Raw genomic sequence first — 18,905 nt, 5'->3', positions numbered from 1 at the left:
ACACGCATGAGCAATGTGGACGCAGCGCCGCGTTCTGGTGGACGCCCGGTGAACGACAGATCGCCGTCCACCGCGCACGGCCGTCGTCGACAGGCTCGTCGACACCCGGATCCACACCGTCGCCAGCACGCTGACCTGCACAGACGGGCGTCCTCCACACTGTCCACACCACCGATGACGATGACGAACTGTTTCTGTCAGAGGGATTCCACACACCTTCATTGCCTGTCCCGGCCCGATGGCGCCATGCCGGACGGGCGAGCTCCTCGCCTCGGGCCCTCCTGACGGGAAACGACAGCGCCCCGCCCCTCGCGGGCGCACGCTCCTGTCGTTCTCACGACACGACGTCCCACGTCATGCCGTGGTTCGGGCCGCGCGTCGTTCCCCGGATCGGGTGGTGTCCCTTCGTCAGCGCTCTCGCGTACTGTTCACCACGTACTCCGCGCCCCTGCGGCCGATCGCGCCATGCCCCGGCCCCCCCAGGGGCGCACGCTGCACTGCCGCGCGGGCACCAGGTTCGCCGGCCAGAAGGGATGACGCATGAGGTTCCGGGTGGACCGTGACGTCCTGGCGGAGGCCGTGACCTGGACGGCCCGTTCGCTGCCGACCCGTCCCCCGGTGCCGGTCCTCGCCGGGGTGCGCATCGACGTCGACGACTCCGGTGTGGTGCAGCTCTCGAGCTTCGACTACGAGGTCTCCGCACGCTCCGAGATCGCGGCCGAGGTGTCCGAGCAGGGCACGGTCCTGGTCTCCGGGCGCCTGCTGGCGGAGATCTCCCGCGCGCTCCCGGCCAAGCCGGTCGACATGGTGCTCGACGGCACCAAGGTCTCCGTGACCTGCGGCGCCAGCCGGTTCACCCTGCTCACGATGCCGGTCGAGGACTACCCGGCCCTCCCGGCGATGCCCGACGTCATCGGCACGGTGGCCGGCGACCAGCTCGCCGAGGCCGTCGCCCAGGTGACCGTCGCCGCGAGCCGCGACGACACGCTGCCCCTGCTCACCGGTGTGCGCATGGAGATCGAGGGCGACACGATGGCGCTCCTCGCCACCGACCGCTACCGCCTCGCGCTGCGCGAGCTCCGCTGGACGCCGGCCCGCACCGACATCTCGCAGGTCGCCCTCGTGCGCGCCCGCACCCTGAACGACGCGGCCAAGTCCCTCGGCGGGTCCGACCAGGTGACGATCGCGCTCTCGACGGGCGCGGGCGTCGACCTCATCGGCTTCGAGGCCGGCGGCCGCCACACCACGTCGCTCCTGGTCGACGGCGACTACCCCGCCGTCCGCCGGCTCTTCCCGGACGAGACGCCGATCCACGCCGTCGTCGACAAGGCCGCACTCACGGAGGCCGCGCGCCGCGTCGCGCTCGTCGCCGAGCGCAACACCCCGATCCGGCTCGCGTTCTCGGAGGGCCAGGTCGTCCTCGACGCGGGCCAGGGCGACGACGCCCAGGCGTCCGAGGCGCTCGAGGCGACGCTCGTCGGTGAGGACATCACCGTCGCGTTCAACCCGCAGTACCTCCTGGACGGCCTCGGCGCGATCGCGACGCCGCTGGTCAGGCTGTCGTTCACCCACCCGAACAAGGCGGTGGAGTTCACCGGCCAGGCCGAGCTCGGCGGCGACGACGACAAGAGCTACCGCTACCTGTTGGTGCCCATCCGCTTCGCGAGCTGAGATGGTGCGTATGCACATCGGTCTCGTCGGTCTCGGCAAGATGGGCGCGAACATGCGCTCCCGGCTGCGCGCGCACGGGATCGAGGTGACCGGGTACGACCGGAACCCCGACGTGTCGGACGTGCCGGACCTCGCGGCGCTCGTGGCGGCGCTGCCGACCACGACCACCGACGGCGCACCGGCGCCGCGCGTCGTCTGGGTGATGGTGCCCGCCGGGGCTCCGACGCGCGGGGTGGTGAGCGAGCTCGGCGAGCTGCTCGCGCCCGGCGACGTCGTCGTCGAGGGCGGCAACTCGCACTACACGGACGACCTCGAGCACGCGGCGCACCTCGCCGAGCGGGGCGTTCGGTACGTCGACGTCGGGGTGTCGGGCGGCGTCTGGGGCGCGGAGAACGGCTACGGCCTGATGGCCGGCGGCGACCCCGACGACGTCGCGACCCTCATGCCTGTCTTCGACGCGCTGCGGCCGGAAGGTCCGCGCGACGAGGGCTTCGTGCACGCCGGCCAGGTCGGCGCCGGGCACTTCGCGAAGATGGTGCACAACGGCATCGAGTACGGCCTCATGCAGGCGTACGCCGAGGGGTACGAGCTGCTCACCGCGTCGGACCAGGTCACGGACGTGGCCGGGACGATGAAGGCGTGGTCGCGCGGCACCGTCGTGCGGTCCTGGCTCCTGGACCTGCTGGTCGCGGCGCTCGAGGCCGACCCCGAGCTCGGCTCGATCGACGACTGGGTGGAGGACTCGGGCGAGGGCCGCTGGACCGTCGACGAGGCGATCGACCGCGCCGTCCCGCTCCCGGTGATCTCGGCGGCCCTCTTCGCCCGGTTCTCCTCGCGGCAGTCGGCGTCTCCCGCGCTCAAGGCGGTGGCCGCGCTGCGGCAGCAGTTCGGCGGGCACGCCGTCCGGCCGGCGGAACCGTGAGCCGTCCCCCGGCCCCGGGGTCGTCGGCGCCGGCCCCGCGACAGGCGGGCTGAGGAGTGCACGTCAGCCACCTCGCCCTGACGGACTTCCGCTCGTACGCCGAGCTGGACCTGCCGCTCGAACCCGGGGTCAGCGCGTTCGTCGGTCCGAACGGGCAGGGCAAGACCAACCTCGTCGAAGCCATCGGGTACGTCTCGACCCTCTCGAGCCACCGCGTCGCGGCGGACTCCACGCTGGTCCGCGCGGGCGCGCCGCGCGCCGTCGTGCGCCTGCGTGCCCGACGCGCGGACCGCGAGACCCTCATCGAGCTCGAGATCAGCCCCGGCCGCGCGAACCGCGCGCAGATCAACAGGTCGCCCGTCCGCCGCACGCGCGACGTGCTCGGCATCGTGCGCACCGTGGTCTTCGCACCCGAGGACCTGGCGCTGGTCAAGGGAGACCCCGACGGCCGTCGGCGGTTCCTCGACGCGCTCCTCGTGCAGGTGTCGCCGCGGATGGCCGGCGTGCTCGCGGACTACGAGCGCGTGCTGCGGCAGCGCGGCGCGCTCCTGAAGTCCGCCGGCGGCCTGCGCCGGCACGCCCGGGTCCCCGCCGGGGCCGAGCCGGGTGGCGCCGGGGACCTCGGCACCCTCGACGTCTGGGACGCCAAGCTCGCCCAGCTCGGCGCGGAGATCCTCGCGGCGCGGCTGCGGCTCGCCGAGCAGCTCCGCCCGCACGTCGCCACCGCGTACGAGCAGGTCAGCGACGGTGGCCGGGCCACCCTCGGCTACCGGTCGTCGGTGGAGCGCACCGACCGGGCCGACGACGACGCCTGGCCGGGGCCGGCGGAACCCGGTGCGGCCGCGGCCGGGGACGTCCTCCCGCACGCCGGCGCCAGCGCGGCGGAGCTCGAGGCGCAGATCCTGGCGGCGCTCGCCCGCGTGCGCCGGCAGGAGCTCGATCGCGGGGTCAACCTCGTGGGCCCGCACCGCGACGACCTGCTCCTCGGGATCAACGACCTGCCCGCCAAGGGCTACGCGAGCCACGGCGAGTCGTGGTCCCTCGCGCTCGCGCTGCGCCTGGCCTGCTACCACCTCCTCACGCACGGCGACGACGACGCCATCGGCGGCTGGGTGGAGGGGTCGGCGCCGATCCTCGTGCTGGACGACGTGTTCGCCGAGCTCGACGACGACCGGCGCGACCGTCTGGTGCACCTGGTCGCCGACGCCGAGCAGGTGCTGATCACGGCCGCCGTGCCGCACGACGTGCCGGCCGGGCTGTCCGGCCAGCGCTACGCCGTGCTGGGCGGGACGGTGCGTCGTGCCTGAGCGGCGGGAGCGCCGCGCCCCCGACGGCCGCGCCCCCGAGCGCCGCGCCCCCGACGGCACCGCCCCCGACGGCCGCACGCCCGACCCCGCGTCCGACGGCACCCCCGAGCCCTCGGCCTTCACGGTCCCGCCCGCGGAGGCGCTCGGCCTGACCCCGGCGTCGGAGGTGGCCCGCGCCGCGCTCAACAGGGCGAAGGCGGCGGCGCGCGCGCGCGGCGCCCAGCCCGGCAAGCCCGTCCCGCGCCGCGCGTCGGGCCCGGTGGGCGACGTGCGCACCGGGAGCGGCCGGGACCCGGTGCTCGTGGGCGACACGCTCTCCCGTCTCGCGTCCGAGCGCGGCTGGAGCGAGCCGCTCTCGGTGGGGGGCGTCGTCGGGCGGTGGCGGGAGGTGGTCGGCGACGACGTCGCGGAGCACTGCACCCCGGAGACGTTCGACGACGGCCTGCTCGTGGTGCGGGCGGACTCGACGACGTGGGCGACGAACCTGAGCCTGCTCGCTCCGCAGCTGCTGGGGCGGCTCGCGGACGAGGTGGGGCCCGACGTCGTGCGCGAGGTGCGCGTGCTGGGACCGAGCGGCCCGCGCTGGGCGAAGGGCAAGCGCTCGGTGCCTGGCCGAGGCCCGCGCGACACCTACGGCTGACCCGACGCGAACCCGGTCTCCGGCGCCCGCGACGGACCCCGGAGCGCGTCCCGCGCGTGCCGCGCCCTCATTGCGCCCTCTGACGCGAGAACCCCGGCCCGGCCACCCCCTGGTCACCCCCCGGATCCGATCGCGCGTCCAGGCTGTGCGGAAGCGGCCCAGAGGGGCATCACACGGTAGACTTGAGCCCGTCATTCCTGGTGTTCGCGCGCGCCGCGCCGCGGGCTCGGCCGATCGGCGTGCCCGCTGGTGCTGCCTCGCAGCCGCCAGGTCCCTGCGCCCGCGCACCCTCCCGGTCCGCGCGCGCGTCGCACGCACGAGGAGCACCTTCGCCCGTGGCTGATCCCACCGCCAGCACCCTCCCCGTGACACCCCCGGAGCCCGCTTCGCCGGGCTACGACGCGAGCGCCATCACGGTGCTCGAGGGTCTCGAGGCCGTCCGCAAGCGCCCGGGCATGTACATCGGCTCGACCGGTCCGCGCGGTCTGCACCACCTGGTCTACGAGGTCGTCGACAACTCGGTCGACGAGGCGCTCGCCGGGTACTGCGACCACATCGAGGTCACGCTCCTGGCCGACGGCGGCGTGCGCGTCGCCGACAACGGCCGCGGCATCCCGGTCGGCATCGTCGAGAGCGAGGGCAAGCCGGCCGTCGAGGTCGTGCTCACCGTGCTGCACGCGGGCGGGAAGTTCGGCGGCGGCGGCTACGCGGTGTCGGGCGGCCTGCACGGCGTCGGCGTCTCCGTGGTGAACGCGCTGTCGCACCGCCTCCGGGTCGAGGTGCGTCGCGAGGGTCACGTGCACAGCCAGGACTACCGCGACGGCGTCCCGCAGGCGCCGCTCGAGGTGGGCGAGGAGACCGACGTCACCGGTACCACGGTCACCTTCTGGCCGAACGACGACATCTTCGAGACGGTCGACTTCGACTTCGAGACGCTGCGCTCGCGGTTCCAGCAGTACGCGTTCCTCAACAAGGGCCTGCAGATCACGCTCACCGACGAGCGCCCGCAGCACACCGGCACCGAGGACGAGATCACCGACGCCGTCGCGGCGAAGACCGCGCACGAGGCCGACGGGATCACCGAGGCCGGCAACGGCACGCCGGCGCGTACGGTCGTCTACAAGTACGACGGCGGCCTCGTCGACTACGTCAAGCACCTCAGCTCCACCAAGAAGGTCGAGCTCGTGCACCCGGAGGTCATCGACTTCTCCGCGGAGGACACCGAGCGCCGCATCTCCGTCGAGATCGCGATGCAGTGGACCACCGCCTACTCGGAGTCCGTGCACACCTACGCGAACACGATCTCGACCACCGAGGGCGGCACGCACGAGGAGGGCTTCCGCGCGGCGCTGACCACGCTCATCAACAAGTACGCGCGCGAGAAGAACATCCTCAAGGAGAAGGAGGACAACCTCACGGGCGACGACGTCCGCGAGGGCCTGACCGCCGTCATCTCCGTCAAGCTCGGCGAGCCCCAGTTCGAGGGCCAGACCAAGACCAAGCTCGGCAACACCGAGGCGCGCACGTTCGTGCAGAAGGTCGTCGGCGACCAGCTCGCCGACTGGCTCGACGCGCACCCGGGCGAGGCGCGCGACGTCATCCGCAAGTCGATCCAGGCGTCCCAGGCGCGGATGGCGGCCCGCAAGGCCCGCGAGGCCACGCGGCGCAAGGGCCTGCTCGAGTCGGGCGGCATGCCGGGCAAGCTCAAGGACTGCCAGTCCAACGACGCGTCCGAGTCCGAGATCTTCATCGTCGAGGGTGACTCCGCAGGCGGCTCGGCCGTCCGCGGCCGCAACCCGCGCACCCAGGCGATCCTGCCGCTGCGCGGCAAGATCCTGAACGTCGAGCGGGCCCGGCTGGACCGCGCGCTCGGGAACGCCGAGGTCCAGGCGCTCATCACGGCGTTCGGCACGGGCATCGGCGAGGACTTCGACATCGCGAAGCTGCGGTACCACAAGATCGTGCTCATGGCCGACGCGGACGTCGACGGCCAGCACATCACGACGCTGCTGCTCACCCTGCTGTTCCGGTACATGCCCGAGCTCATCACCAACGGGCACGTGTACCTCGCGCAGCCGCCGCTCTACCGCATCAAGTGGTCGAACTCCCCGCACGACTACGTGTTCTCCGACCGGGAGCGCGACGCCGTCCTCGCGGCTGGGCAGGCCGGCGGCAAGCGGATCCCGAAGGAGAACGGGATCCAGCGCTACAAGGGTCTCGGCGAGATGGACTACCACGAGCTGTGGGAGACCACGATGGACCCGGACCACCGGATCCTGCTGCAGGTCACCCTCGACGACGCGGCCGCGGCCGACGAGATCTTCTCGGTGCTCATGGGCGAGGACGTGGAGTCCCGACGCTCCTTCATCCAGCGCAACGCCAAGGACGTGAGGTTCCTGGACATCTAGCGATGGCCGACGGCGGCCCGCGCGCCCTGCGCGGTCGCCCCCCAGGAACCGGACGAGACGAGGACACGTGAGCGAGCAGACCCCCCCGAACGACGGCGAGCCGACCGGCGCCGAGCCGACGACGCCGACGACGTCCGAGCCGACCACCACCGAGGTCGAGGCCGCCGACACCGAGCCGACGGTCGACCGCGTCCAGCCGGTCGACCTGCAGCTGGAGATGCAGCGGTCGTACCTCGACTACGCGATGAGCGTCATCGTCGGCCGCGCGCTGCCGGACGTGCGTGACGGCCTCAAGCCGGTGCACAACCGCGTCCTGTACGCGATGTACGACGGCGGCTACCGCCCCGACCGGCAGTTCTCCAAGTGCAGCCGCGTCGTCGGCGACGTCATGGGCAAGTACCACCCGCACGGCGACGTCGCGATCTACGACGCGCTCGTCCGCCTCGTGCAGGACTGGACCATGCGGTACCCGCTGGTCCAGGGCCAGGGCAACTTCGGCTCGCCGGGCAACGACCCCGCCGCCGCCCCGCGGTACACCGAGTGCCGGATGGCGCCGCTCGCCATGGAGATGGTGCGCGACATCGACGAGGACACCGTCGACTTCCGCGACAACTACGACGGGCGCACCAAGGAGCCCGTCGTCCTGCCCGCGCGGTTCCCGAACCTGCTGGTCAACGGCAGCGCCGGCATCGCCGTCGGCATGGCGACGAACATCCCGCCGCACAACCTGCGCGAGGTCGCGTCGGGCGTGCAGTGGTACCTGGAGCACCCGGAGGCCACCAAGGAGGAGCTGCTCGAGGCGCTCATCGCGCGCATCCCCGGGCCGGACTTCCCGACGGGCGCGACGATCCTCGGCCGGCGCGGCATCGAGGAGGCGTACCGGACGGGCCGCGGCTCGATCACGATGCGCGCGGTGGTCACCGTCGAGGAGATCCAGAACCGCACGTGCCTGGTGGTCAGCGAGCTGCCGTACCAGGTGAACCCCGACAACCTCGCGTCGAAGATCGCGGACCTCGTCAAGGAGGGCCGGGTCGCCGGGATCGCGGACATCCGCGACGAGACCTCGGGCCGCACCGGCCAGCGCCTCGTCGTCGTGCTCAAGCGCGACGCCGTCGCGAAGGTCGTGCTGAACAACCTCTACAAGCACACCCAGCTGCAGGACACGTTCGGCGCGAACATGCTCGCGCTCGTCGAGGGCGTCCCGCGGACCCTGTCGATCGACGCGTTCGTGCGGCACTGGGTGAACCACCAGCTCGACGTCATCCAGCGGCGCACCCGGTTCCGCCTGCGCCAGGCCGAGGAGCGCGCCCACGTGCTGCGCGGCTACCTCAAAGCGCTCGACGCGCTCGACGAGGTCATCGCGCTCATCCGCGCGTCGGCCACCGTCGAGGACGCGCGCGAGGGCCTGATGGGGCTGCTCGAGGTCGACGAGATCCAGGCCCGCGCGATCCTGAACCTGCAGCTGCGCCAGCTGGCCGCCCTCGAGCGCCAGAAGATCCTGGACGAGTACGAGCAGCTCATGGCGAAGATCGCCGACTACAACGACATCCTCGCCAAGCCCGAGCGGCAGCGGGACATCGTCGGCACCGAGCTGGGCGAGATCGTCGACAAGTACGGCGACGACCGGCGGACGCAGATCCTGCCCTACGACGGCGAGGTCTCCATGGAGGACCTCATCGCCGAGGAGGAGGTCGTCGTCACGATCACGCGCGGCGGGTACGTCAAGCGCACCCGCAGCGACCAGTACCGCGTGCAGAAGCGCGGCGGCAAGGGCGTGCGCGGGGCGCAGCTGCGGGCGGACGACGTCGTCGAGCACTTCGGCGTGACGACGACGCACCACTGGCTCCTGTTCTTCACGAACCTCGGCCGCGTGTACCGCGCGAAGGGCTACGAGCTGCCCGAGGGCGGCCGCGACTCGAAGGGCCAGCACGTCGCGAACCTGCTGGCGTTCCAGCCGGGCGAGCAGATCGCGAAGGTCATCGACCTGCGCGACTACGAGCAGGCCGAGTACCTCGTGCTCGCCACCCGCCGCGGCCACGTGAAGAAGACGCGCCTGTCGGAGTACGACTCGCCGCGGTCGGGCGGCCTCATCGCGATCAACCTGCGCGAGGACGAGGACGGGGCGGCGGACGAGGTGGTGTCGGCCGTGCTCGTGGACGACGGCGACGAGCTGCTGCTGGTCTCGCGCCTCGGCCAGGCCGTGCGGTTCCGCGCCGAGGCGGACCAGCTCCGCCCGATGGGCCGCGCCACGGCCGGCGTCACCGGCATGAAGTTCGAGGGCGACGACGAGCTGCTCGCGATGGACGTCATCCGCGAGGGCTCGTACCTGGTCACCGTCACCGACGGCGGCTACGCGAAGCGCTCGGACATGCACCGCGTCAACGCCCAGGGTCACCTGGACTACCGGCGCACCAACCGTGGCACCAAGGGCGTGCGCGCGGTCCGGCTGCCCGACGGCCGCGGCAACCTCGTGGGCGCCAAGATGGTCGAGCAGGGCGACGAGGTGCTCGTCGTGATGGAGAGCGGCAAGGTCGTGCGCTCGAGCGTCGACGAGATCCCGGTCTACGGCCGCGACTCCGCCGGCGTCATCCTCGCGAAGCCCGACGCCGGGGACCACATCCTCGCCGTCGCGCGCAACGTCGAGCGGAACCTCGGTGGCGAGGACGTGGAGAACTCTGGCGAGAACGGTGACGAGAACGACTCCGTCCCGGGCTCGACCGGCGCTCCGGCCGCTGATGCGGCTACCGTTGACCCCGCCGCGGGCACGCCCGGGCAGACCGACGACACCACGGACGACCCGGGTGCGCCGGCCGACGAGCAGGGGACGGCTGAGTCGACATCGGCTGAGGCGGACCCGACCGAGGGAGACCGATGAGCAGCGAGCGGACCCAACCGCCCTCGATCGCGCCGAAGAAGACGCCGGCGCCTCGAGGCGACCGCCCGGCGGGCGCGCCGATCGACGACGTCCCGGGCGTGCGCCCGGTGAGCGGACCGGTCAGCGGCGGCAGCGCGCCGTCCATGGGCGAGCGCATCCGCCGCAGCGCCGACTCGCTCCGCGGCGGGCGGCCCGAGGCCCCCACCCGCGAGAGCGTGACGGAGGCGCCGGTACGGCAGTCGGCGACGACCGGCGTCGGTGTCGGTGGCGCCTCGCTCGGCGGCGCGACCGCGGCGCCGGTGCGCGCGGAGTCCCCGCGGCCGACGGCCTCGACGTCCAGCGGCGGTGCACGCAAGGTGCGCCTCGCCGTCGCGCGCATCGACCCGTGGTCGGTGATGAAGCTGTCGTTCCTGCTGTCCGTGGCGATCGGCATCATGATCGTGGTGGCCGCCGCCGTCGTGTGGCAGACGCTCGACAACATGGCCGTGTTCACCTCGGTCAACGAGACGATCGCGACCATCGCGGACGACCCGGAGTTCTTCAACCTGCTCGAGTACGCCGCGTTCCCGCGCGTGCTCTCGCTGGCCACGATGATCGCCGTCGTCGACGTGGTGCTCCTGACCGCGCTCTCCACGATCGGGGCGTTCCTGTACAACATCGTCGCGGCGCTGGTCGGCGGCATCACCGTCACCCTCACCGACGACTGACCGAGGCCGCCCGAGCGTGCGCCCAGGCCCTTCGAACTTGGGCCGCGGCGTCACGCTGGGGTAGTCTCGACCGGCGCGACTGCGCACGGGCCTATAGCTCAGACGGTTAGAGCGCTTCCCTGATAAGGAAGAGGTCAGAGGTTCAAGTCCTCTTAGGCCCACTCCCCCGACCCGCCGGAGGATCCCATGAAGAAGCTCCTGGTTGCGGCCCTGCTGGCCGGCGTCGGCTACGTCGTCTACCGCGCGTACACCGACGAGCGGGACGACCGCGAGCTCTGGACCGAGGTCACCGACGACGTCGAGTGACCCACCCGCCCCGGCTCGCCGGGGCACCGCGGGGCCATGGCGCAAGTGGTAGCGCACCTGCTTTGCAAGCAGGGGGTTAGGGGTTCGAGTCCCCTTGGCTCCACCATCGGCGGGTCGTCCGCTGCGCGCGTCGTGGCCGCCGACGAGCGCTGACCGTGGCGCCACGCGTGCGGGAGTCTCCCGTCGGAGGGTTCCGTTCACCAGGCGATCGGGAGTCTCCAGTCGGAGAGTTCCGCTTGCACCGCAGCGATGAGTGACGTGTCGAATGCGCATCGGTCCGGGACACATTCGATGACGAAGACGTCCATGTGGCCCCCTCACTGCGAACAGCGGCGCTACCGTCACGGCAGCGGAGGGGGTGCGCGATGAGGAGCACGCCGGCGGTGCGGCGTCGTGGGGCGTGGGTGGCTGTCGTCGTCGTCGGGCTGGCGCTCGGCGGGTGCGCGACCGGGACGGCCGGTAGCGGGCCGGGCGCGGGCGATCCCGACGGTCCCTGCGCGGGCGGGGCTCCCGTGCGCAACGAGCTCGATGGGCCCGAGACCGTGACGGAGACGCCCGAGCTGATCGCGGCGCAGGACGAGCTCATGGACCTTCTGCCCCGTGCCGAGGGCCTGGCCGGCAACCGGCTCGGCGGGCTGTGGATGTCCTGGACGCCGGAGCTGCACCTCGTCGTCGAGGTCACGGAGGGTCCGGTGATCCCCGACCTCGACGCCCTCGCGGAGGAGGAAGGGCTCGTGGAGGTCCGCTACACGGCGACGATCACGCGGGCGGAGCTCATGGCCGGCGTCGACGAGGCCAACGCCATCGTCGCCGCGAGCGATCTCCCCTGGACGGGCAGCTCGGGCGACGAGCTCAACGGGCGCTGGGTGCTCAGCGTGCCCGCCGGCGACGACGGCGGCGCCGCGACCTGCACGGCCTTCCGCGAGCTGCTCGCCGACGTCGACATCCCGTGGGCATTCGAGGTGGTCGACGCGCCGGAGGAGTCGACGGTGCGCGGGCCGGTCGCGATCGGGGAGGCCTTCGTGTCCGACGGACCAGGGCTGCAGCTCACCGTCGGCTCGTGCAACGGCGACCCCGAGGTGACGGTCCTCGAGCAGACCGACACGGAGGTCCGCATCGAGGTGACGTCGACGACTCCCGCCCCGGGCTGGCCGGGAGCCGACTGCCTCGACGGGCTCGAGCTGACACTCGACGCACCCCTCGGCAGCCGGACGCTCATCGACGTCACGACGGGCGACGTCGTCGGCGTCCGCCACACCTGACGGTCCCGGGCGGCCGTCACGCGACCGCCGCCGGTCGATGGCACGATGCGCGGCATGACGAACGGTGAGCGGATCCTGCGGGCCGACGATCCCTCGGCGGATGCGCTGCTCGCCGCCGGATGGGCGGTGGCCGCGCGCTCCTGGGCGGCGCAGCTGACGGCCGCGTCGTGCGAGCGCGCGCGGTTGCTGGAGCTCCGTAGCCGTGCCGGCGGCGTCGGGCACCTGCGGCCACTCACCACCGACGACCTGGCGGCGATCCTCGAGCTGGACGCCGCCACCCTCGCCGACTACCCGGGTGGCGCCGCGACGTCGCACGCGCCGCTGACCCTGGAGCGCGCCCGCGCGAGCGCTGGACGACGTGCGCACGGTGTCGTCCCCAAGGGCGGCCCGCTGGCCGCGATGACCTTCGTCGACGTCGACCCCGACGGCCGCACGGCTGAGGTCGACTTCACCGTGGTGGCGCCCCCGTACCGCCGCCGGGGGTTGGCGACGGCGGTGAAGGCGGCGTCGGTGCTCGACCTCCTGCACGACGGGGTCACGGTGGTCCGCACCGGCGGGTCGGCCGACAATGCCGCCATCCTCGCCGCGAACACCACGCTGGGTTTCGTGGTCGACGAGGAGTGGCTCACCCTCGTGGCCCCGTGGTCGCACACGGCGGGCTCAGCCACCTGAGCGCGCCGGCTCCCACGCGAGCACGGCGTCGCGGAGCTCCGCCGTCGGGCGGGCGCTGTCCAACCGGAGCACAGGGCAGTCGAGCGTCGCGAGCCACCGCTCGTGTGCCGCGCGACTGCGGCCGTCGAACGACGGGTCGTCGTAGCCGCGCGCCCACGCGAGGAATGCCTCTACGGCGTCCTCGTCCACCGGGCCCGACTCGCGGCGCACCTCCTCCCGCGCCTCGAGCCTGCGCAACCGCTCGGCCGGGTCGAGCGTGAGGAGCACGACGGCGTCCGCGCGACGCACGACGTCGTCACCCCAGCCGAGCATCGAGCCGGACACGACCCAGGCCTCGCGCGCGAGGAACACCTCCGCCATCAACACGACGCGCTCCGCCACGTCCCGCTTGGTCGTGAACGGCGGGTCCGTGGGGAGCCAGAAGTAGTCGTCCGCGTCGGCGTGCGGGACCGCCCACGCATCGGCGACCGCCCGGCCCAGTGTCGTGGTGCCGGATCCGCTCGCGCCCGTGATGTGCAGCCGCGAGCGTCGCATGCCGCGATCCTGCCACCGGGCCGCGCATCGGCGGGGACAAAATGGCGCCCCGGGGATCGCTCCCCGGGGCGCCGTCGTCCTGCTCAGGCGGTGCGCGTCACTCGGTCGGCGCGGCGTCGCCCTCGGCCGTCTCGGCCGCAGCGTCCCCGGCCGTCTTGCGGGTGCGGGTGCGGCGGGGCTTGGCCGCCTCGGCGGCGTCGCCCAGCTTCTCCGTGGTCTCCTCGGCCGCGGCGACGGCCTCGGCCTCGGCAGTCTCGAGCCCGCGCTCGGCGACAGCGGCCGCCTCGTCGGCGACCTCGGCAGGCGGCGGGACCTCGTCGAGCGCCGCGGACGCGCGGGCCTCGAGGTCGGCCTCGGCCTCCTCCCACGGCTCCTCGGCCCACGGGTCGGTCGTCGGTCGGTTGCGGCGGAACGCCGCGACGACGGCGCCCACGATGGCCAGACCGGCGATCGACCAGAACACCTTGGCGCCCGTGTGCTTCTTCGGCGGCGGCGCGATGTGCGCGAGCTCCGTCAGCTTGGCGTCGGCCACGTCGCGGGCCTTGTCGGCACCGACGGCGGCGGCACCCGCGGCGGCCGTGATGGCGGCGACGAGCTTGGGCAGGATGTCGTCCACCAGGCGGTCGTGCGCGGTGTCGACCACCGGGATGGCCTTCTCCGCGGCGGCCTCGATCTTGGGCCCGGCCGCCTTGCGGCCCTCGTGCCAGGCCTTCTCGGCGCGCGGCGCGGCCCAGTCCTTGGCGTGCAGGGCCGCCTCCCTCGCCTGCTCGGCGAGCTGCTCGGCGGTGAGGCCGGCGCGCGCGGTGACGTCGGACAGCCGAGCGCCCACGTCCGCCGCCTGGCTCTTCAGACGGTCGGCGTCGAGCGTCGGGCGGGAACCTCGCAGGCGATCGAGCATGGGCATCTCCCCGGGCACACGGTCGAACACGGCAGCGGACCTGCCGTTGCTGCCCATGCTGCCACCCTTCGCGTGCCGGTGCCCGGCCTCCATGCTCTCGGCGAACGCCCGCGGAGCGGGCACCGCCCGGACGGGGTCCCCGTGGGAGGATGTCGCCCATGTTCGCGACCCTGCACACGACCGCCGGTGACATCCGCGTCGAGCTCCTGCCGAACCACGCACCCAAGACCGTCCGGACCTTCGTCGGGCTGGCCACCGGGGGTACCGCGTGGACCGACCCCCGCACCGGTGCGCAGCGCACCGACCCGCTCTACGCGGGCGTCATCTTCCACCGGGTCATCTCCGGCTTCATGATCCAGGGCGGCGACCCGCTCGGGAACGGCCGCGGCGGCCCCGGCTTCCAGTTCGACGACGAGATCCACCCCGAGCTCGCGTTCAACGAGCCCTACCTGCTCGCGATGGCGAACGCCGGCAAGCAGCGCGACCCGATCACGGGCCGCATCGGTGGCACGAACGGCTCGCAGTTCTTCATCACCGTGAGCACGCCCGACTGGCTGAACGGCAAGCACACCATCTTCGGCCGCGTGGCCGACGACGAGAGCAAGGCCGTCGTGGACGCCATCGCCACCACGCCGACGGGCCCCGGCGACCGCCCGCTCCAGGACGTCACGATCACGTCCGTCACGATCGACGAGTGACCTGAGCACCCTTCGGTGAGCACGCCTGACGACGCCCTCGGCCCGGTCGACCCGATCGACCGGGCCGAGGGCTCTGCTCGTCCGGGCGGGCCGGCCGACGGCCCGCCCGTCTGCCCGCGGCACCCGGACCGCGTGTCGTACGTGCGGTGCCAGCGGTGCGGGCGGCCGACGTGCCCCGAGTGCCAGCGCCCGGCCGCCGTCGGGATCCACTGCGTGGACTGCGTGCGCCAGGCCGCACGGACCGCGCCGCAGCGCCGCACCGTCTTCGGGGCCCCCGTGCGCGACGGCGCCCCGGTCGTCACGTACACGATCCTCGGCCTGACGGTCGCCAGCTTCCTGCTCCAGCTCGCGCTGGGTCGCCGGTACTCCGACCAGCTGATCTTCGCCCCCGTGGTCGGCGACACCGAGCCGTACCGGTTCGTGACGTCGGCGCTGCTGCACTCGACGGGCGGCAGCTTCGGCCTCACGCACATCCTGTTCAACATGTACGCCCTGTGGATCCTCGGGCCCTCGCTCGAGCGGGCCTTCGGGCGCCTGCGCTTCCTCGCGCTCTACCTGCTGTCCGTCGTGGGCGGGCACGTCATGGTGCTCCTGGTGGCCTCCCCGCTCGACCTGTCGTGGCGCCAGGGCGTCGTCGGGGCGTCCGGTGGCATCTTCGGGCTCTTCGGCGCGGTGCTCATCGCCCAGCGACGGATCGGCGGCGACCTGCGCGGCATCGCCGTCATCCTCGGCCTGAACCTGGTCATCACGTTCCTCGTGCCGGGCATCTCCTGGCAGGGGCACGTCGGCGGGCTCGCCACGGGCCTGGCCCTCGGCGCCGTCTACGCGTACGCGCCCAAGGAGCGCCGGATAGTGCTGCACGCGGCCGGGACCGCCGCCGTCATCGTCGGGCTCGTCGCGCTCGCGGTGCTGAAGTACTCCTCCTTCTGACCGACGGCGTCCGCCGTCCGTCCGGCCCGGGTCGCGTGTGGATCCGGCGCTTCGCCGCACCCGCCGGAACCGGCATCCACAGGCTTCATCCACCGTGTGGATCGGAATCACATCGAGGGAATCACAACGGTGTAGTTATCCACAGAGTTGTGCACTCCTGGGGACAGAGCGGGTGAGAGACGGCGCTGACGTGCACGGATGCGGACGCGCGAAAGCACACCCGGGCCGGCTCGACCGACGGCGGGCGGAGGGGAGCGCTGTCAGGCGTGCGGCAGCGCGGGGTCGGGCAGGGCCGGCGTCAGCGCCAGCGCATCGTCATCGCGAAGCCCGAGATCATCAGGGCGAAGCCGATGGTGAGGTTCCAGTTGCCGATGCCCGGGACCGGGTAGTCGCCGCGCATGATGTACGTGGTGACCACCCAGGCGAGGCCGGCGATCATCAGCGTCAGCATCGTCGGAGCCCACCAGGACGGGCTGGCCTTCGGCTCGTGCGCCGCCGGCGGCGGGGTGTACGTGGCCTTCTTGCGGGACCGGGACTCGGGCACGGGTCTCTCCTGACATGTGACGGCCCGTGCGGGCACGGGCCGGGATCCGTCGTCTAGCGTAGTGGCCACCGCCCCGGTACCCCGCCGGGCCCCGCGCGGCGAAGGGAGCAGTGCCCATGCCGGAGCGACGTCTGCGTGCGCGCGGACACGGCTGGGGCTCCCTGGGCGTCGCGGCGGTGCTGGCGCTCTCGATGGTGCTCTTCGCCGCGAACGCGCGCCTCGCCGGTGGCGTGGACGCGCGCCAGCCGCAGGACCTCGCAGGCCTCCTCGACGCCGAGGAAGGGCGGGTCGCCGAGCTCCAGGAGGAGGTCGACGAGCTCCTGGCCGAGGTCGACGCGCTCACCGCGGTGCGGCCGGTGGACCTGCCGGAGCAGGACGCGGCGACCCTCGAGCTCACTGCCGTCGCGGCCGGCCGCGTGGCGGTGACGGGTCCCGGCGTCGTCGTGCGTCTGTGGGACGCCGAGCCGGCCCGCAACCTCCCGAGCTGGGTGACGAACGACGACCTGGTGGTGCACCAGCAGGACCTGGAGGCGGTCATCAACGCGCTCTGGGCGGGTGGTGCCGAGGCGATGACGCTCCAGGGTGAGCGGGTCATCGCGACGTCGGCCTTCCGCTGCGTGGGGAACGTGCTGCGCCTGCACGGTCGCCTCTACTCCCCGCCCTACGAGGTCCAGGCCATCGGCGACCCGGACGCGCTGCTCGAGGCGCTCGACGACTCGACCACCGTGCAGGTCTACCTCGACTACGCCGACCGGCTCGGGCTCGGGTGGTCGGCCGACGACGCCGAGTCGCTCACCCTGCCCGCGTACGCCGGCGAGCCCACGCTCAACCACGCCCGGGTGCCGGACGACGTCGACGTGCTGGGGGACGAGGCGTGACCGAGCAGACGACGCCCGTCGTCATCCCTGACGAGGCGCAGCCTCCTGCGGAGCGACGCGCGGACCGGCGCCCGCGCCGCGCGGACCGGCGTCCGCGCCGTGGGGGCGTCGCCGCGGCCGTCGGTGTGCTGGGCGAGCTGCTCATCACGCTCGGCGTGCTGCTCGGCCTGTTCGTCGTCTGGCAGCTGTGGTGGACGGACGTCGTCGCGAACCGGCACCAGGAGGAGCTGATCGCGGATCTCGGCTGGGCCGAGATCACGCCGACGCCCGTGCCGACGCAGGAGCCCACGGCCGAGCCGGTGGACCCGCGCCGGTACGACGCCCCGCCGGTGATCGCCGAGCCGGCGGTCCGCACGACGTTCGCCACCTTGCGCGTCCCGCGCTGGGGCCCGGACTACCTCCAGGCGATCTCGCAGGGCACGTCGCGCTCGCAGGTGCTGGACGAGCTCGGCATCGGGCACTACGAGGGCACGGCGATGCCCGGCGGCATCGGCAACTTCGCCGTCGCGGCGCACCGGGTGACCTACGGCAAGCCTTTCAACCGGATCGAGGAGCTGCAGGTCGGGGACGCGCTCGTCGTGCAGACCGAGGAGACCTGGTACGTGTACCGCGTCGCGTCGACGGAGATCGTGAGCCCGCGCCAGGTCGAGGTCGTCGCGCCCGTGCCGGGCCAGCCGGGCGTCGCACCCACGGCGGCGATGATGACGATGACCACGTGCCACCCGATGTACTCGGCGCGCGAGCGGTACATCGTGCACGCGACCTTCGACTACTGGATGCCGACGGACGCGGGCCTCCCGCCCGACCTCGACGCGGCGAACGGAGGGGCCTGATGTACGGCTGGCTGTGGCGGGCGCTGCCCGGGCCGCGGTGGGGGCGGGCGGGAATCCTCGTCGCGCTCGCCGCGGTTGTGGTGGCAGTGTGCTTCACCTGGGTGTTCCCGGCGATCGCCCCGCTCATGCCCTTCAACGACACCACGGTGGACTAGATGACCCGCATCCTCGTCGTCGACAACTACGACTCGTTCGTCTACACGATCGTCGGGTACCTCGACCAGCTCGGGGCCCAGACGGTCGTGGTGCGCAACGACGCCGTACCGCCCGTCTCTGAGCGCGAGGGGTACGACGGCGTCCTGGTCTCCCCCGGGCCGGGCACGCCGCGGTCCGCGGGTGCGTCGATGCAGGTGATCGAGGACTGCGCGGCCGCCGGCCTGCCGATGCTCGGGGTGTGCCTGGGGCACCAGGCCCTGGGCGAGGTCTTCGGTGCGACCGTCACGCACGCGCCCGAGCTCATGCACGGCAAGACGAGCGCCGTGGTGCACGACGGCGTCGGCGTCCTCGCCGGCCTCGGCTCGCCCTTCACCGCCACCCGCTACCACTCGCTCGCGGTGGTCGACGGCACCGTGCCCGACGAGCTCGTCGTCACCGCGCGCACGGCGCCGCGGCCCGACGGCGCCCCCGGCGTCATCATGGGCCTGCAGCACCGTGAGCTGCCGCTGCACGGCGTGCAGTTCCACCCCGAGTCCGTCCTCACCGAGGGCGGGCACCGCCTGCTGGCGAACTGGCTCGAGCTGTGCGGGCTCGACGGCGCCGTCGAGCGGTCCGCGGGCATGGCTCCGCTCGTCCGGGAGACCGCGCGCGCCTGAGCTGCGGA

At 73.0% G+C, this 18,905-nt stretch carries 19 protein-coding genes and 2 tRNA genes; 18 read left to right on the top strand and 3 right to left on the bottom strand.

All coding sequences use genetic code 11. The features are described from left to right. Positions 1-540 precede the first annotated feature (540 nt). The 12 genes from dnaN (at position 541) to AFE02nite_RS16285 (ending at position 12,770) form a co-directional block, all read left to right on the top strand. The gene (dnaN, locus tag AFE02nite_RS16335) at positions 541-1,671 is read left to right on the top strand and encodes a DNA polymerase III subunit beta (protein WP_034245490.1); all 1,131 of its coding nucleotides are present in this window, start codon (positions 541-543) and stop codon (positions 1,669-1,671) included. Between the two features lie 10 nt (positions 1,672-1,681). Then, positions 1,682-2,593, top strand: coding sequence for a phosphogluconate dehydrogenase (NAD(+)-dependent, decarboxylating) (gnd, locus tag AFE02nite_RS16330; protein ID WP_034245493.1), 912 nt, complete (start codon positions 1,682-1,684; stop codon positions 2,591-2,593). A gap of 56 nt (positions 2,594-2,649) precedes the next feature. After that, on the top strand, positions 2,650-3,900 hold the full coding sequence (recF, locus tag AFE02nite_RS16325; protein WP_034245496.1) for a DNA replication/repair protein RecF: 1,251 nt from the start codon (positions 2,650-2,652) through the stop codon (positions 3,898-3,900). After that, positions 3,893-4,540: a DUF721 domain-containing protein gene (locus AFE02nite_RS16320; protein WP_261765678.1), complete on the top strand. Its 648-nt coding sequence runs from the start codon at positions 3,893-3,895 to the stop codon at positions 4,538-4,540. Before recF ends, AFE02nite_RS16320 begins: the two co-directional genes overlap by 8 nt. Positions 4,541-4,875: 335 nt before the next feature. Further along, positions 4,876-6,948 (top strand): DNA topoisomerase (ATP-hydrolyzing) subunit B, encoded by a 2,073-nt coding sequence (gene gyrB / locus AFE02nite_RS16315; RefSeq protein ID WP_034248371.1) that lies wholly within the window; start codon positions 4,876-4,878, stop codon positions 6,946-6,948. Between the two features lie 205 nt (positions 6,949-7,153). After that, entirely contained in the window at positions 7,154-9,823 is a 2,670-nt protein-coding gene (gene gyrA, locus AFE02nite_RS16310) for a DNA gyrase subunit A (RefSeq protein WP_407643107.1), read from the top strand. After that, on the top strand, positions 9,820-10,530 hold the full coding sequence (locus tag AFE02nite_RS16305; RefSeq protein ID WP_222594428.1) for a DUF3566 domain-containing protein: 711 nt from the start codon (positions 9,820-9,822) through the stop codon (positions 10,528-10,530). The genes gyrA and AFE02nite_RS16305 overlap by 4 nt, the downstream gene beginning before the upstream one ends. An 87-nt stretch (positions 10,531-10,617) precedes the next feature. Next, positions 10,618-10,691, top strand: a tRNA-Ile gene (locus tag AFE02nite_RS16300). 25 nt (positions 10,692-10,716) lie between these two features. Then, a complete protein-coding gene (locus tag AFE02nite_RS17640; protein ID WP_222594427.1) occupies positions 10,717-10,836 on the top strand; it encodes a DLW-39 family protein in 120 nt (39 codons plus the stop codon). Positions 10,837-10,866: 30 nt separating this feature from the next. Then, positions 10,867-10,942 (top strand) — tRNA-Ala (locus AFE02nite_RS16295). Positions 10,943-11,201: 259 nt separating this feature from the next. Continuing rightward, complete coding sequence (locus AFE02nite_RS16290; protein ID WP_146820046.1) at positions 11,202-12,098, top strand: hypothetical protein; 897 nt, start codon at positions 11,202-11,204, stop codon at positions 12,096-12,098. Positions 12,099-12,152: 54 nt separating this feature from the next. Next, a complete protein-coding gene (locus AFE02nite_RS16285) occupies positions 12,153-12,770 on the top strand; it encodes a GNAT family N-acetyltransferase (RefSeq protein WP_034247260.1) in 618 nt (205 codons plus the stop codon). Here AFE02nite_RS16285 and AFE02nite_RS16280 read toward each other — a convergent pair. Together AFE02nite_RS16280 and AFE02nite_RS16275 are read right to left on the bottom strand one after the other, a co-directional pair. Then, positions 12,759-13,304: an AAA family ATPase gene (locus AFE02nite_RS16280; protein ID WP_034247252.1), complete on the bottom strand. Its 546-nt coding sequence runs from the start codon at positions 13,302-13,304 to the stop codon at positions 12,759-12,761. The two genes, AFE02nite_RS16285 and AFE02nite_RS16280, sit on opposite strands and share 12 nt — an antisense overlap. A gap of 97 nt (positions 13,305-13,401) precedes the next feature. Then, positions 13,402-14,202, bottom strand: a complete 801-nt coding sequence (locus tag AFE02nite_RS16275) for a hypothetical protein (protein ID WP_186814592.1) — start codon at positions 14,200-14,202, stop codon at positions 13,402-13,404. Positions 14,203-14,360: 158 nt separating this feature from the next. Here AFE02nite_RS16275 and AFE02nite_RS16270 point away from each other — a divergent pair, with 158 nt between their 5' ends. Continuing rightward, on the top strand, positions 14,361-14,900 hold the full coding sequence (locus tag AFE02nite_RS16270; RefSeq protein WP_034247250.1) for a peptidylprolyl isomerase: 540 nt from the start codon (positions 14,361-14,363) through the stop codon (positions 14,898-14,900). Positions 14,901-14,915: 15 nt separating this feature from the next. After that, positions 14,916-15,830: a rhomboid family intramembrane serine protease gene (locus AFE02nite_RS16265; protein ID WP_261765676.1), complete on the top strand. Its 915-nt coding sequence runs from the start codon at positions 14,916-14,918 to the stop codon at positions 15,828-15,830. Between the two features lie 298 nt (positions 15,831-16,128). Here the strand turns inward: AFE02nite_RS16265 and AFE02nite_RS16260 are convergent, their stop codons facing one another. Further along, a complete protein-coding gene (locus AFE02nite_RS16260; protein ID WP_034247248.1) occupies positions 16,129-16,374 on the bottom strand; it encodes a cell division protein CrgA in 246 nt (81 codons plus the stop codon). Between the two features lie 116 nt (positions 16,375-16,490). Here AFE02nite_RS16260 and AFE02nite_RS16255 point away from each other — a divergent pair, with 116 nt between their 5' ends. Genes AFE02nite_RS16255 through AFE02nite_RS16245 form a run of 4 tightly spaced genes read left to right on the top strand, consistent with a single transcriptional unit; the run spans position 16,491 to position 18,897 of the window. Continuing rightward, positions 16,491-17,252: a DUF881 domain-containing protein gene (locus tag AFE02nite_RS16255; protein ID WP_034247246.1), complete on the top strand. Its 762-nt coding sequence runs from the start codon at positions 16,491-16,493 to the stop codon at positions 17,250-17,252. Continuing rightward, positions 17,249-18,085 (top strand): class E sortase, encoded by an 837-nt coding sequence (locus tag AFE02nite_RS16250; RefSeq protein WP_034247244.1) that lies wholly within the window; start codon positions 17,249-17,251, stop codon positions 18,083-18,085. Before AFE02nite_RS16255 ends, AFE02nite_RS16250 begins: the two co-directional genes overlap by 4 nt. Then, complete coding sequence (locus AFE02nite_RS17545) at positions 18,085-18,240, top strand: hypothetical protein (protein WP_034247242.1); 156 nt, start codon at positions 18,085-18,087, stop codon at positions 18,238-18,240. The genes AFE02nite_RS16250 and AFE02nite_RS17545 overlap by 1 nt, the downstream gene beginning before the upstream one ends. Continuing rightward, complete coding sequence (locus AFE02nite_RS16245) at positions 18,241-18,897, top strand: aminodeoxychorismate/anthranilate synthase component II (RefSeq protein ID WP_034247239.1); 657 nt, start codon at positions 18,241-18,243, stop codon at positions 18,895-18,897. It begins immediately after the preceding gene. The last annotated feature ends 8 nt before the right edge of the window (positions 18,898-18,905 follow it).

Origin of the sequence: Actinotalea fermentans, from assembly GCF_007991475.1 — a bacterium.
Lineage (GTDB): Bacteria > Actinomycetota > Actinomycetes > Actinomycetales > Cellulomonadaceae > Actinotalea > Actinotalea fermentans.
The sequence above is the reverse complement of the archived record's forward strand: the minus strand, read 5'-3'. Positions and strand labels throughout refer to the sequence as shown.

Bases quoted from the DNA above. Each gene is read 5' to 3' on its own strand.
- AFE02nite_RS16305 (WP_222594428.1), top strand. From the start codon at position 9,820: ATGAGCAGCGAGCGGACCCAACCGCCCTCGATCGCGCCGAAGAAGACG.
- AFE02nite_RS17545 (WP_034247242.1), top strand. From the start codon at position 18,085: ATGTACGGCTGGCTGTGGCGGGCGCTGCCCGGGCCGCGGTGGGGGCGG.
- dnaN (WP_034245490.1), top strand. From the start codon at position 541: ATGAGGTTCCGGGTGGACCGTGACGTCCTGGCGGAGGCCGTGACCTGG.
- AFE02nite_RS16280 (WP_034247252.1), bottom strand. From the start codon at position 13,304: ATGCGACGCTCGCGGCTGCACATCACGGGCGCGAGCGGATCCGGCACC.
- AFE02nite_RS16270 (WP_034247250.1), top strand. From the start codon at position 14,361: ATGTTCGCGACCCTGCACACGACCGCCGGTGACATCCGCGTCGAGCTC.
- AFE02nite_RS16255 (WP_034247246.1), top strand. From the start codon at position 16,491: ATGCCGGAGCGACGTCTGCGTGCGCGCGGACACGGCTGGGGCTCCCTG.
- AFE02nite_RS16285 (WP_034247260.1), top strand. From the start codon at position 12,153: ATGACGAACGGTGAGCGGATCCTGCGGGCCGACGATCCCTCGGCGGAT.
- AFE02nite_RS16245 (WP_034247239.1), top strand. From the start codon at position 18,241: ATGACCCGCATCCTCGTCGTCGACAACTACGACTCGTTCGTCTACACG.
- gnd (WP_034245493.1), top strand. From the start codon at position 1,682: ATGCACATCGGTCTCGTCGGTCTCGGCAAGATGGGCGCGAACATGCGC.
- AFE02nite_RS16290 (WP_146820046.1), top strand. From the start codon at position 11,202: ATGAGGAGCACGCCGGCGGTGCGGCGTCGTGGGGCGTGGGTGGCTGTC.
- AFE02nite_RS17640 (WP_222594427.1), top strand. From the start codon at position 10,717: ATGAAGAAGCTCCTGGTTGCGGCCCTGCTGGCCGGCGTCGGCTACGTC.
- AFE02nite_RS16275 (WP_186814592.1), bottom strand. From the start codon at position 14,202: ATGCTCGATCGCCTGCGAGGTTCCCGCCCGACGCTCGACGCCGACCGT.